This is a genomic window from Streptomyces sp. NPDC024017, from assembly GCF_040638895.1.
In the GTDB taxonomy this organism is placed as follows: Bacteria; Actinomycetota; Actinomycetes; order Streptomycetales; family Streptomycetaceae; genus Streptomyces.
The window spans coordinates 729276-741580 of sequence record NZ_JBEZYZ010000001.1; the positions used below are offsets into that span (position 1 = coordinate 729276).

Sequence of the window (12305 nt, forward strand, 5' to 3'; positions counted from 1 at the left end):
AGGGGGATCCGGGGGGATCGCGGGGGTTCCTGACGGGAGGGGAAAAGCCGAGGGGGCCCGGTCGACGGACCGGGCCCCTTCGAAACCGTTCAGAGGCGTGACAAGCCGTTCAGGGGTGTCAGAAGAAGACGCCGCACCTCAGCAGGACGTTCGCGTACGGCCGGGCCTCGCCCGTGCGGACGACGAGCCGGGCCCCCGCGGACAGCTCCTTGAGGCGTTCGTGCGACACGAGCTCCAGCCCGGGGAAGTGCCCCTCCAGCAGCGACGACGCCTCCGGATTGGCTCCCCGCACCTCCTGCGCCGCCGTCGCCCCCTCGACCACCAGCTCGGCCAGCAGCCCGTCCAGCACCTCGGCGAACGTCGGCACCCCGGCCCGGAAGGCCAGGTCCACCACCCGGGGGCCGTCGGGGACGGGCATGCCCGCGTCGCACACCAGCACCCCGTGGCCGTGGCCGAGTTCGGCCAGCGCACCGGCGAGGTGACGGTTCAGTATTCCGGACTTCTTCATGAGCCGGCGACCTCCGCCGCCGTCGGGAAGGACGCCTGCGCACCCTCCTTCGTGACGGTCGCGGCACCCACCCGCGCCGCGTACGCCGCCGCCCGGGCCAGGGACTCGCCCGCCCCCAGTCGGCAGGCCAGGGCGGCGGTGAAGGAGTCGCCCGCTCCCGTCGTGTCCACCGCGTGCACCTTCACGGCCGGAACGCGCGAGACACCCGCCGCCGACGCCACCAGCGCGCCCTCCGCGCCCAGCGTCACCACCACCGACTTCGGGCCCTTGGCGAGGAGGATCCGCGCCCAGTCCTCGGGGGTGTCCCCGACGGCGGAGTCGCCCAGGATCACCTTCGCCTCGTGCTCGTTCACGATCAGCGGGTCGCAGGCCGCCAGCACCTCCTGCGGAAGGGGGCGCGGCGGCGAGGGGTTCAGCACGAAACGGCTCTCCGGAGCCAGGTTCCGTACGACCTCCACCACCGTCTCCAGCGGGATCTCCAGCTGCGCCGACACCACCCGCGAGCCCTGGAAGAGGCACCCGGCAGCCCTGACGTCCTCCGGGGTGAGGCGGCCGTTGGCGCCGGGCGAGACGACGATGCTGTTGTCCCCGGACGGGTCGACCGTGATCAGCGCGACCCCAGTCGGTGCGCCGCCCACCAGGACCCCCACCGTGTCGACGCCGGCCGTGCGCTGCGACTCCAGCAGCAGCCGGCCGTACGCGTCGTCGCCGACCCGGGCCAGCAGCGCCGTACGGGCGCCGAGCCGGGCGGCGGCGACCGCCTGGTTCGCGCCCTTGCCGCCCGGGTGGACGGCCAGGTCGGAGCCGAGCACGGTCTCGCCGGCCCCGGGCCGGCGCTCCACTCCGATCACCAGGTCGGCGTTGGCCGACCCCACGACCAGGAGGTCGTAGTCGTACATGAGTTGTCTCCCCACGTGAGTGACATGGGCGGGCGGTCCCCACACGCCGTGTGACCGCCCGCCGTTCCCCGATGTCAGCCGCTGAAGCCGGCCACGTTCTCCTTGGTGACCACCTTCACCGGCACCTTCACCGTCTCCTCGACCTTCTCGCCCTTCAGGGCCCGCAGGGCGTTGTCCACGGCGATCTTCCCGAGCTGGGACGGCTGCTGCGCCACGGACGCGTACAGCGTGCCGCCCTCGACCGCCTTCAGTCCGTCAGGCGTGCCGTCGAAGCCGACGACCGAGACCGACTTGCCGGCCTTGGAGCCCAGGGCCTTGATCGCGCCGAGCGCCATCTCGTCGTTGGCGGCGATGACGCCCTGGACGTCCGGGTGAGCCTGCAGCAGGTTCGACATCACGTCGAGGCCCTTGGTGCGGTCGAAGTCGGCGGGCTGCTGGGCCACGACCTGGATGCCCGGGAAGGCCTTGAGGCCGTTCGCGAAGCCCTGCGCACGCTCCCGGGCCGCGGACGTTCCGGCCTGGCCCTGGAGGATCACGATCTTGCCCTTGCCGCCCAGCTTGTCGGCGATGGTCTTGGCGGCGAGTTCACCGCCGGCGACGTTGTCGGAGGCGACCAGGGCGTCCACCGACGCCTTGTTGACGCCCCGGTCGACCGCGATGACCGGGATCTTCGCCTGGTCGGCGGCCTTCACGGAGTTGCTCGCGGCGTCCGAGTCCACCGGGTTGACGATGATCGCGCCGAGGCCGGAACTGGTGAAGTTCTGCAACTGGTTGGCCTGCTGGGAGGCGTCGTTCTGGGCGTCCGTGACGGTCAGGTCCACGCCCCGCTTCTCCGCCTCGGCCTGGGCGCCCGCCCGGATCTGCACGAAGAAGGGGTTGTTGAGGGTGGACAGCGACAGGCCCATCTTCGGGCTGCTCGTGGCGGAGGAGCCGTTGTGCAGGAAGGACGTGGCGCCGACGATCGCGACGGTGACGACGGCCGCGAGCCCGTACGTCGCCGCCTGCTTGCCCTTGGGGCCGCCGGTGCCGGCCGCCGCCGGGGTCGCCCCCGCCTTGCGCCGGAGCGTGTCGAACAGCACCGCGAGCGCGATGACGACACCGATGACGACCTGCTGCCAGAACGCGGAGACGTTCAGCAGGTTCAGCCCGTTGCGCAGCACGGCCAGGATCAGCGCACCGATGAGCGTGCCGGACGCCTTGCCGGTGCCGCCCGCGAGGGAGGCGCCGCCGATGACGACCGCGGCGATCGCGTCCAGCTCGTAGCCGTCGGCGGCCTGGGGCTGCGCGGAGGACAGCCGGGCGGCGAGGACGACACCGGCGACGGCGGCGAAGACGCCCGAGAAGGCGTAGATCGCGAGCTTCTGCTTCTTCACGCGCAGGCCGGACAGCCGCGCGGCCTCCTCGTTGCCGCCGATCGCGTACATGGAGCGGCCGATGTAGGTCCGGCCGAGCACGAAGGCGGCGATCAGGCCCATCACGGCCATCACCAGGACCGGCACCGGCAGCCAGCCGCCGAGCGTGTCCCCGAGGTGGGAGACGGAGTCGGGGAAGGCGATCGGGGAGCCCTCGGAGATCACGAGGGACAGCCCGCGGGCCACGGACAGCATGGCCAGCGTGGCGATGAACGGCGGGAGCTTGCCGTAGGAGATCAGGATGCCGTTGACCAGGCCGCAGACGATGCCCGTCGCTATGGCGAGGAGAACGGCGAGGAAGACCGGGACCCCTGCCGACGTGGCGCTCCAGGCGAGGACCGTGGCGGACAGCGCGGCGACCGAGCCGACCGACAGGTCGATGCCAGCGGAGACGATCACGAAGGTCACGCCGAAGGCGAGGATGGCCGTCACGGCCGCCTGCACACCGACGTTGAGGAGGTTGTCCGTCGTCAGGAAGTCGCCCGACAGGGCGGACATCGCGATGACGAGGACGATGAGCGCGGTGAGCGCTCCGTTGTCGAGCAGGAGGCGGCGCAGGCCCCCCGAGGCGCCACCCGCGCCCGTCGTTCTCTTGAGCGTGTCAGTGGCCACGGGAGGCCTCCGTTCCGGTCGTGGTCGTTGTCGTGGGGGTGCTGACTGCGAGTGCCATCACGGCGTCCTGGGTCGCCTCGTCGGCGGAGAGTTCACCGGCGATCCGGCCCTGCGCCATCACCAGCACCCGGTCGCTCATGCCGAGCACCTCGGGCAGATCGCTGGAGATCATCAGGACGGCCGCGCCGGCGGCGGTGAGTTCGTTGACGAGCTGGTAGATCTCGACCTTGGCGCCGACGTCGATGCCGCGTGTCGGCTCGTCGAGGATCAGCACCTTGGTGTCGGCGAGCAGCCACTTGCCGATGACGACCTTCTGCTGGTTGCCGCCGGAGAGCGTGCGCACGTGCTGGCCGAGGCCCGCCATCCGCACGCCGAGCTGCCCGGCGATCCGCTCGGCCGCCTCGCGCTGGCCCTTGAGGTCGACGAGGCCCGCACGCGTGGCGGACCGCAGCGTCACCAGGCCGAGGTTCTCCTCGACCGAGGCGTCCAGCACCAGGCCCTGGCCCTTGCGGTCCTCGGGGACGAGTCCGATGCCCGCGGTCATCGCCGCGTTGACGTCGTACTTGGCGATCGGGGCGCCGGAGACCTTCACGGTGCCGTGGTCGTACGCGTCGGCCCCGAAGAGCGCCCGTACGACCTCGGTACGGCCGGCGCCGACCAGTCCCGCGATGCCGACGACCTCACCGGCGTGCACCTCGAAGCTGACGTCGTGGAAGACACCGCCCCGGGTCAGGCCCTCGACGGAAAGCAACGCCTCACCCCTGTCGGCGCGTTCCCGCGGATACTGCTGCTCGATGGAGCGCCCGACCATGAGCCGGACGAGCTCGTCCTCGGGGGTGGAGGCGGGGACCTGCCCGACGCTCCTGCCGTCCCGGATAACCGTCACCCGGTCGCCGAGCGCGGCGATCTCCTCCAGGTGATGGGTGATGAAGACGATCCCGACGCCGTCCTCGCGCAGCGTGCGCACGATCGCGAAGAGCTTGTCGACCTCCTCGGAGGTGAGCACGGCCGTCGGCTCGTCCATGATCAGCACACGGGCGTTCAGGCTGAGCGCCTTGGCGATCTCGACCATCTGCAGGCGTGCGATACCGAGTTCGCGGACCCGCGCGCGGGGCGACACGTTCAAGCCGACCCGCTTCAGCAGGACCTCGGCGTCGGCCTCCATCCGCCCCCGGTCGATCATCCCGAAGCGGCGCGGCTGGCGCCCGAGGAAGATGTTCTCGGCGACCGTCAGGTCGGGTACCAGGTTGAACTCCTGGTAGATGGTGGCGATCCCGAGCCGCTCGGAGTCCTGCGCACCCTGGATGCGGGTCTCCTCACCGCCGACCAGGATCCGCCCGGCGTCGGGGGTGTAGGCGCCGGAGAGCATCTTGATGAGGGTGCTCTTGCCGGCACCGTTCTCACCGAGCAGTACGTGCACCTCGCCCCGGCGCAGGTCGAAGTCGACGCCGTCCAGCGCGACCACGCCGGGGAAGGTTTTCCGTATGCCCTCGATGCGCAGCAACTCGTCCGCGTTGCTCACGTCGTGCTCCTTTGCACTGGGGTGGGGTGCTCGCCGCACGAGCGGCGTACGACGAGCCGGGCGGGGAGGGTGACGGACTCGCCGGGCCGTCCCTCGATGCGGTCGACCAGGGCCCGTACGGCGGCCCGGCCCAGCTCGCCCGTGGGCTGGGCGATCGCGGTGATCGGCGGATCGGTGTGCACGAACCACCGGATGTCGTCGAACGCGGCCAGCGCGAGGTCGTCCGGTACGCGCAGGCCACGCGCGCGTACCGCGTCCAACGCGCCGAGCGCCATCAGGTTGTCGGCCGCGAAGACGACCTCGGGCGGCTCGGCCAGGTCGAGGAAGCCCTCGGTGACCAGACGGCCGCTCTCGGCCTGGAAGTCGCCCTGCCCTATGTAGGCGTCGGGCAGTTCGAGCCCGTACGCGCCGAGCGCCTCCCGGAAGGCCTCGACACGCTCGCGGCCGGTCGTGGTCGCCGCCGGGCCCGCGATGATGGCGAGCCTGCAGTGCCCCAGCCCGTGCAGATGCGCCACGAGGTCCCGTACGGCGCTGCGCCCGTCGGCCCGCACCACCGGCACGTCCATGCCCGGGATCCACCGGTCCACGAACACCATGGGCGTCCCGGCCCGCACGGCGTCCAGCATCAGCGGCGAGCCGCCGTCCGTCGGGGAGACGAGCAGCCCGTCGATCCGCCGGTCCAGCAGGGTGCGTACGTGGTGGTCCTGGAGGTCCGGCCGCTCGTCGGCGTTGCCGATGATGACGCTGTAGCCGAGCGCGCGGGCCTCCTCCTCGACGGAGCGGGCCAGTTCGGTGAAGTACGGGTTCAGCACGTCGCTGATGACCAGGCCGAGGGTGTGGGTCTGGTCGGTGCGCAGGGAGCGGGCGACGGCGTTCGGGCGGTAGCCCAGGGTCTCGACGGCGGCCAGCACGCGGGTGCGTGCGTCTTCGCTGACCGACGGGTGGTCGTTCAGGACGCGCGAGACCGTGGCGACGGAGACGCCGGCCTCGGCAGCGACGTCCTTGATGCTGGCCACCGCCGCTCCACCTCCTTGTGGATCAGTCGGGGAGCACCGGGTGAGTGCTCGTGGAATCGATTACATCGACGGGAGCATGGAATCGATTACACGCATACGAATCAAGCCCCCGACGGTACCTCTTGACCGGATCGTGATGTCGCGGGGCGCGGCCCGGCGGTCCACGCTGGAGGTACGGGAGTTTCACGAGGGGCGTCCGAGGCCCTGACGGGCCGGAGCGGAGGAACCATGACGGCGGCGACCCGGAACGACGTACCTGTCGCCCTCGAAGGCGACGGCGTGGAACTGCGCATGATGCCGATCGGCGGCGGTCTGTCGGTGAGCTACATCACTCTCCCCCAGGGCACGGACATGGGCCCGGCCCTCAAGGGACTGCCCGACGACGCCTGCCAGTGCCCGCACTGGGGCTACCTGCTCAAGGGCCGGATCAGGATGCGCGCGGCCGCGGGCGAGGAGGAGTACGAGGCCGGGCAGGCGTACTACTGGGGCCCCGGCCATGTGCCGGTGGCGCTGGAGGACAGCGAGCTGGTGGAGTTCTCGCCGAGTGAGGACTTCCAGCAGGTGATCGACCACGTGGTGGCGCAGGCCGGGTGAAGCCGGAGCCTTGATTCGCCGGACCCGCGCCGATGAGTTTCACCGGTCCGGGCGGTCTCTCTTGCGTCGACCACAGGAGGAGCGCCGTGACCCAGCTGCTGCGCGTACAGAACTTCAACGTCTCGAGTGACGGATTCGGTGCCGGTGAGGGCCAGAGCCTGGAGCGGCCGTTCGGCCACGCCGACCCCGGGCAGATGTTCGCCTGGGCCGGCGCGACCGCGAGCTGGCCCAACCGGACCGACCCGGGCGGGAGCCGCGGCCTCGACGACTACCTGACGCGCGACTTCCACAACAACATCGGCGCCGAGATCATGGGCCGCAACAAGTTCAGCCCGCAGCGCGGCCCGTGGCAGGACCACGAGTGGCAGGGCTGGTGGGGCGACGAGCCCCCGTTCCACACGCCGGTGTTCGTGATGACCCACCACGAGCGTCCTTCGTTCACCCTCTCCGACACCACGTTCCACTTCGTCGGCGGGGATCCGGCCGAGGTCCTCGCCCAGGCGCGCAAGGCGGCCGGGGGCAAGGACGTCCGGCTCGGCGGCGGGGCGACGACCATCCGGCAGTTCCTGGACGCCGACCTGGTCGACACCCTGCACGTGGCGGTCTCGCCCGATGTGGTGCTCGGGTCCGGCTCACGACTGTGGGAGTCCCCCGAGGAACTCCTCGACCGCTTCCACTGCGATGTCGTGCCGAGTCCGAGCGGGGTGACGCATCACCTGTTCTGGCGCAAGTGACCGCATGCGGCCGGGCCCGGTCCGGCCGGGTCAGTGGCGCCCGCCCCAGTCCAGACGGTCGGCGAGCCCGGCGGCGGTGAAGGCGGCCGTCAGCTCGTCGTGGCCCTCGGTGAAGTGGGCCCAGCTGTCGTAGTGGACGGGGACCACACGGCGGGCGCCGAGGATCTGCGCGGCCTCGGCGGCCATGGCGCTGTCCAGGACGATGACCTGATTGTCGAAGAGGACCTGGAAGCGGGGAGCGCCGGCGAAGAGCACGGCGGTGTCGACGGGGCCGAAGCGGCCGGCGATCTCACGGACGGCGTCGAGTGAGGCGTTGTCGCCGCTGACGTAGACGGTGGGCAGGCCCTCGCCGGTCAGGACGAAGCCGACGACCTGGCCGGTGAAGGGCTCGACCTGCTCGCGGGGGCCGGGGCCGTGCAGGGCCGGGACGCCGGTCACGGTGACCGTGCCGCCGCCGGGGCGGTCCAGTTCGACGGACTCCCAGTCGGCCAGGCCCCTGGCCTTGTCCCCGAGGCTCTCGCGCAGGCGCTTGCCGCCGTCGGGCGTGGTCAGGGTCAGGGGTATGCCGGCGAGCAGGGCCCGGCCGGAGGTGTCGAGGTTGTCGGGGTGCTCGTCGTGGGAGAGCAGCACCACGTCGATGCGGCCGAGGTCGCCGGGGCCGCCGGCGGAGGGCGCGGTCTTGGTCAGGACCCGGCCCCCGGGCCGGCTGTAGTCGCCGGGAGCGTCGAAGGTCGGATCGGTCAGGAAGCGCAGGCCGCCGTACTCGAAGAAGGCGGTCGGGCCGCCGAGGACGCGGACGGGGAAGTCGGGTGTCACGGGAGCAGAAGACATGCAGCACCTCACGGATAGACGCGGTCAAACCGTGAGATGACCGTAACCGTTCCTCATGGATGCAGGCAAGCCGTACCATGAGAAGCATGGAGGAGCCCGTGACAGAACAGCCCGCCCCGCCGCCCGCACAGGGCGAGGAGGAACACCCCTCCCTGGCCCTCGCCAACACGTCGATCGCGCTGCCAGGCGGGCGCACACTCGATCTCGTGGGCACCCCCGCGCAGGCGAACCACTGGCTGACACAGCGCGGCCTCGCCCCGGTCGACGCCGGCATGCGGGAGATGTGCGCGACCCAGCTGCGGTCGCTGCGCGAGCAGATCAGGTCGCTGTTCGCGGCCCGCGCCGACGGCGTGCCCGCCCTGCCCGCGGCGCTGACGGCCATCAACGACGCGATGACCAGGGTCCCCACGGCCCCGCTGCTGCGGTGGGACGACAAGACCGGCCCCTACCGCACCGCCCCCCACCCCACCACCGCGATCGTCGACCTCGCCCTGGCCACGCTCGCCGCCGACGCCGCCGACCTGCTCACCTCCCCCGCGGCCGAGCGCCTCATCGCCTGCGGTTCCCCGCCCTGCAACCGCTACCTGCTCCGGCACGGCCGCCGCCACTGGTGCTCCACCCGCTGCGGCGACCGCGCCCGAGCGGCCCGCGCGTACGCGCGCCGCACCGAGCAGCGCTGACTGCGCCCTGGTCAGGGCCGGGCGAGTGCCCGTCATACCGCCTACGCTCTGGCCCTGAGCGACGCGTTGTCGCAGCCGGAGTCACTGGCCCTCGTCAGAGCGGCAGCGGAGGAACATGCGGGTCAAGGACGGGCACGTCAGGGGCTAAGCAGGCAGCGTGAGACCGAGGGGCGGGTAGCTCTCGCCGCCCACGCGTTCGGCCGCCTCGATGTAGCCGGCCAGGGCGTCGCGCGACTGGGCGAGCCTTTCCAGCTGGTCGTCCAGGCGGCGCAGACGGGACCGCATGGCGGCCAGCAGCTCGGGACAGCCCAGCAGTTCCGGTGCCTCCCCGGTGGCGCACGGCAGCAAGTACGCGATGTCCTCCGAGGACAGGCCGGCACCGAGCAGGTGGCGGATCTGCTTCACGCGCAGCAGGGCGCCCTCGTCGTACTCGCGGTAGCCGTTCGCTCCGCGGGCCGGCTCCAGCAGGCCCTGGGACTCGTAGTAGCGCAGCTGATGGGCGTTGACGCCCGTCCGCCGGCTCAGTTCCCCGATCCGCATCGCCAACCTCGCTTGACCTTCACACCGGTATCAACGTTGACGATGCTGCCATGGACGACAGAACCCGAACACCCGTGACAGTCATCGGACTTGGTCTCATGGGCCAGGCACTCGCCAGGGCATTCCTCGAGGCCGGGCACCCCACTACCGTTTGGAACCGTACGGCCGCCAAGGCCGACCGGCTGGTGGCCGAGGGGGCGCGATCGGCGCCCACCGTCGGCGACGCGGTCGAGGCGGGTTCCCTGACGATCATCTGTCTCACCGACTACCGAGCCGTGCGCGAGGTGCTCGGCGCGAGCGATGTCGAGCTGGACGGCACGACGCTGATCAACCTGACCTCGGGCGACTCGGGCCAGGCGCGGGAAACCGCCCGGTGGGCGGAAGCGCGAGGAGCCCGCTACCTGGACGGCGCCGTCATGGCCATCCCGCCGGCCATCGGGACTCCTGATGCGGTGATCCTGCACAGCGGGGCGCGCTCGGACTTCGACGCGCACGAGTCGGCACTCGGCGCGCTCGGCACCGTCACCTACCTCGGTGCGGACCACGGTCTGGCGTCGCTGTACGACGCGGCCGGCCTGACCATGATGTGGAGCGTGCTGAACGCCTGGCTCCAGGGCACGGCCCTGCTCAGGACGGCGGGCGTCGACGCCGCGACGTATGCGCCGTTCGCGCGGCACATCGCCGCCGGCGTCGCCGACTGGCTGCCGGGGTACGCCGAGCAGATCGACAGAGGCTCGTTCCCGGCCGAGGTGTCGGCACTGGAGACCGACGCGCGGGCGATGGCGCATCTGATCGAGGAGAGCGAGGCGGTGGGCGTCAACGCCGAGCTGCCCAGGCTGATCAAGGCGATGGCCGATCGTGCGATCGCCGCCGGGCACGGCAAGGAGCAGTATCCGGTGCTGATCGAGGAGTTCGGCAAGCCCGGCGCCCGCTGACCGAGGGCTGACGCCTCACGCCGAGTCGTTCAGCAGCCTGCTCAAGTGCTCGCTCCCCGGCCCCAGAAGATCGGGCAGTGGCGGCGCCTCCTCGTACCAGCGCTTCTCGTACTCCCAGCAGAGCCAGCCGTCCCAGCCGTGGCGGGAGAGGACCTCGACGCACTCGGCCAGCGGGAGGACGCCCGCGCCGAGGGGCAGGGGCGTGGTGTCGTCGGGGGAGGCGATGTCCTTGACCTGGACGTAGCCGAGGTGCGGGGAGAGCGCCGCGTAGGTCTCGGAGGGCTGCTCGCCGCCGAGCCAGGTGTGCATCACGTCCCAGAGGGCGCCGACCTGGCGGTGCCCGACGAGGCCGAGGATCCGCATCGCGTCGGCGGCGGTGCGGTGCGAGTCGTGGGTTTCGAGGAGGATGCGCACGCCCAGGTCGTTCGCGTGTTCGGCGGCCGTGCCCAGGCGCCGGGCGGCCGTCGCGTCGGCCTCTTCGGGGGTCTGCACGTCGAGGTCGCCGCCGGGGAAGACCCGGACGTACGGGGCGCCCAGGTCGCGGGCCAGGTCCAGGAGGGCACGGATCTCGGCCAGGACGGGCTCGTCGTCGCCCGGCGCGGCGACCCGTACGTAGCCCGCCAGGCCCAGGAGCTCTACGCCCGCTCCCTTGAACTCGGCCGCGACGTCCGCCCGTTCGGCGGGGCCGAGGCCGGTGTGGACCGGTTCCTCGGGGTGGGTGCGCAGCTCCACGCCGTGATAGCCGTGGGCGGTCGCGAGCCGCAGGACGTCGGGCAGGGGCAGGCCGGGGACACCGAGGGTGGAGAACGCCAGCTTCATGTTGACGGACCCTACCCGGCACTCCCGCCGGCGACTCTCCTTCGTCACTCGGGTGTTTCGTGGAGATCCAGTCGCCAGTCCTGGCCCGTCAGCTCCCGGCCGAAGGAGCGGTGCGGTTTCTCCGCCACCAGGACGAAACCGTGGCGCTGGTAGATGCGGCGGGCCGCGGTGAGGATGTCGTTGGTCCACAGGACGACCTCGCGGTAGCCGGCCTCGCGCGCGAAGGCGACGAGCGCCCCGACGAGCCGGTCGCCGATGCCCAGGCCGCGTGCGTCCGGCTCGACCAGCAGGAGCCGCAGGCGGGCGGCGCCAGGGGTGTCGTCCCGTACGCACATCACGCAGCCCACCGGCCGGCCGTCCAGCTCGGCGATCCAGGTCCGCTCCAGGTGCGGGTCGTGGTCCTCGCCGTAGTCGGCGACGATCCTCGCCACCAGCCCCTCGTAGTCGGCGTCGAAGCCGTACTCGGCCGCGTACAGCGCGGCGTTGCGCTGCACGATCCAGCCGAGGTCGCCGGGGGCCGGCTCCCGCAGCACGACGTCCTCGGGACGCGGGGCGCGGCCCTCGCCGAGGATCGTCCGGACGGTCCGCATGGCTTCCGCCAGCCGGAGCCGGTCCTCGGCCCGGACCGTGGCCAGCATCGCCCCGACCGACTGCTGCGCCCGCTCGTCGAGCAGCGCGGCGGCCTCCCGGCCGGGCGCGGTGAGTGTGACGCGGCGGCGGCGCGGATCCGTCTCGGACGGGCCGCGCTCGACCAGCCCGTCCTCCTCGAACTTGTTCAGGATGCGGGTCAGGTACCCGGCGTCCAGGTGCAGCTGGGCGCGCAGGTCGGCGGCGTCCGTACGGGGCGCGTGCGCCAGTTCGTAGAGCACGCGGGACTCGGTGAGGGTGTAGGGGGCGTAGAGCCGGCGGCCGTAGTCGAGGGCGCCGATGACGTTCGTGTAGAAGCGGTTGAAGGAGCGGATGTCCTGAACGGTCATGGGCTCGGCCTCCGATACTTGACTCAGTCAGAGATACCTGTGGGTCGAGCCTAGACGTCCAGGGCATTCGGGACCAGACACGAGGCGATCCGGACGGGCGGCCGACGAAAGGGACGGGCGACGGCCGATGAGTTCTTCCGTGTTCCACAGTCAGAAGAGGCGTTCGTGCGTCGCAGCCGCGAGTGTTGTGGAAGCGTGCACCGACGGAATCTGCCGAGAACCCGAC

General features: G+C 71.7%; 13 protein-coding genes. 4 read left to right on the forward strand and 9 right to left on the reverse strand.

What is annotated here, in order from left to right; all coding sequences use genetic code 11:
* Window positions 1–118: 118 nt before the first annotated feature.
* The 5 genes from rbsD to AB0G20_RS03345 all read right to left on the reverse strand — a co-directional run bounded on the left by rbsD (window position 119) and on the right by AB0G20_RS03345 (window position 5969).
* Entirely contained in the window at window positions 119–508 is a 390-nt protein-coding gene (rbsD, locus tag AB0G20_RS03325) for a D-ribose pyranase (protein WP_361295011.1), read from the reverse strand.
* The gene (locus AB0G20_RS03330) at window positions 505–1407 is read right to left on the reverse strand and encodes a ribokinase (protein ID WP_361295014.1); all 903 of its coding nucleotides are present in this window, start codon (window positions 1405–1407) and stop codon (window positions 505–507) included. The genes rbsD and AB0G20_RS03330 overlap by 4 nt, the downstream gene beginning before the upstream one ends.
* Before the next feature lie 74 nt (window positions 1408–1481).
* Window positions 1482–3431 (reverse strand): substrate-binding domain-containing protein, encoded by a 1950-nt coding sequence (locus tag AB0G20_RS03335; protein WP_361295017.1) that lies wholly within the window; start codon window positions 3429–3431, stop codon window positions 1482–1484.
* Window positions 3421–4953, reverse strand: coding sequence for a sugar ABC transporter ATP-binding protein (locus tag AB0G20_RS03340; protein ID WP_361295020.1), 1533 nt, complete (start codon window positions 4951–4953; stop codon window positions 3421–3423). Before AB0G20_RS03340 ends, AB0G20_RS03335 begins: the two co-directional genes overlap by 11 nt.
* A complete protein-coding gene (locus AB0G20_RS03345; protein WP_361295023.1) occupies window positions 4950–5969 on the reverse strand; it encodes a LacI family DNA-binding transcriptional regulator in 1020 nt (339 codons plus the stop codon). Before AB0G20_RS03345 ends, AB0G20_RS03340 begins: the two co-directional genes overlap by 4 nt.
* 228 nt (window positions 5970–6197) lie before the next feature.
* Between AB0G20_RS03345 and AB0G20_RS03350 the strand changes: the two genes are divergently transcribed.
* Together AB0G20_RS03350 and AB0G20_RS03355 are read left to right on the forward strand one after the other, a co-directional pair.
* A complete protein-coding gene (locus tag AB0G20_RS03350) occupies window positions 6198–6563 on the forward strand; it encodes a hypothetical protein (protein WP_361295026.1) in 366 nt (121 codons plus the stop codon).
* An 86-nt stretch (window positions 6564–6649) separates the two neighbouring features.
* Complete coding sequence (locus AB0G20_RS03355; protein ID WP_361295029.1) at window positions 6650–7297, forward strand: dihydrofolate reductase family protein; 648 nt, start codon at window positions 6650–6652, stop codon at window positions 7295–7297.
* A 30-nt stretch (window positions 7298–7327) separates the two neighbouring features.
* On the opposite strand, the gene AB0G20_RS03360 is transcribed toward AB0G20_RS03355, so the two are convergent.
* The gene (locus AB0G20_RS03360; protein ID WP_361295032.1) at window positions 7328–8128 is read right to left on the reverse strand and encodes an MBL fold metallo-hydrolase; all 801 of its coding nucleotides are present in this window, start codon (window positions 8126–8128) and stop codon (window positions 7328–7330) included.
* An 86-nt stretch (window positions 8129–8214) separates the two neighbouring features.
* On the opposite strand from AB0G20_RS03360, the gene AB0G20_RS03365 reads away from it, so the two are divergent.
* Entirely contained in the window at window positions 8215–8808 is a 594-nt protein-coding gene (locus AB0G20_RS03365) for an ABATE domain-containing protein (protein WP_361295035.1), read from the forward strand.
* A gap of 144 nt (window positions 8809–8952) precedes the next feature.
* Here the strand turns inward: AB0G20_RS03365 and AB0G20_RS03370 are convergent, their stop codons facing one another.
* Window positions 8953–9348, reverse strand: coding sequence for a MerR family transcriptional regulator (locus tag AB0G20_RS03370; protein WP_361295806.1), 396 nt, complete (start codon window positions 9346–9348; stop codon window positions 8953–8955).
* Between the two features lie 50 nt (window positions 9349–9398).
* Between AB0G20_RS03370 and AB0G20_RS03375 the strand changes: the two genes are divergently transcribed.
* Window positions 9399–10283: an NAD(P)-binding domain-containing protein gene (locus AB0G20_RS03375; RefSeq protein ID WP_361295038.1), complete on the forward strand. Its 885-nt coding sequence runs from the start codon at window positions 9399–9401 to the stop codon at window positions 10281–10283.
* A gap of 15 nt (window positions 10284–10298) precedes the next feature.
* Here the strand turns inward: AB0G20_RS03375 and AB0G20_RS03380 are convergent, their stop codons facing one another.
* Both AB0G20_RS03380 and AB0G20_RS03385 read right to left on the reverse strand, forming a co-directional pair.
* A complete protein-coding gene (locus AB0G20_RS03380) occupies window positions 10299–11102 on the reverse strand; it encodes a sugar phosphate isomerase/epimerase family protein (RefSeq protein WP_361295041.1) in 804 nt (267 codons plus the stop codon).
* A 44-nt stretch (window positions 11103–11146) separates the two neighbouring features.
* Entirely contained in the window at window positions 11147–12079 is a 933-nt protein-coding gene (locus AB0G20_RS03385; RefSeq protein WP_361295044.1) for a bifunctional helix-turn-helix transcriptional regulator/GNAT family N-acetyltransferase, read from the reverse strand.
* Window positions 12080–12305 lie beyond the last annotated feature (226 nt).

Excerpts from the sequence above, each read along its gene's own strand:
- rbsD (WP_361295011.1), bottom strand. The coding sequence starts at position 508 with ATGAAGAAGTCCGGAATACTGAACCGTCACCTCGCCGGTGCGCTGGCC.
- AB0G20_RS03370 (WP_361295806.1), bottom strand. The coding sequence starts at position 9,348 with ATGCGGATCGGGGAACTGAGCCGGCGGACGGGCGTCAACGCCCATCAG.
- AB0G20_RS03375 (WP_361295038.1), top strand. The coding sequence starts at position 9,399 with ATGGACGACAGAACCCGAACACCCGTGACAGTCATCGGACTTGGTCTC.
- AB0G20_RS03330 (WP_361295014.1), bottom strand. The coding sequence starts at position 1,407 with ATGTACGACTACGACCTCCTGGTCGTGGGGTCGGCCAACGCCGACCTG.
- AB0G20_RS03360 (WP_361295032.1), bottom strand. The coding sequence starts at position 8,128 with ATGTCTTCTGCTCCCGTGACACCCGACTTCCCCGTCCGCGTCCTCGGC.
- AB0G20_RS03380 (WP_361295041.1), bottom strand. The coding sequence starts at position 11,102 with ATGAAGCTGGCGTTCTCCACCCTCGGTGTCCCCGGCCTGCCCCTGCCC.
- AB0G20_RS03385 (WP_361295044.1), bottom strand. The coding sequence starts at position 12,079 with ATGACCGTTCAGGACATCCGCTCCTTCAACCGCTTCTACACGAACGTC.
- AB0G20_RS03350 (WP_361295026.1), top strand. The coding sequence starts at position 6,198 with ATGACGGCGGCGACCCGGAACGACGTACCTGTCGCCCTCGAAGGCGAC.
- AB0G20_RS03365 (WP_361295035.1), top strand. The coding sequence starts at position 8,215 with ATGGAGGAGCCCGTGACAGAACAGCCCGCCCCGCCGCCCGCACAGGGC.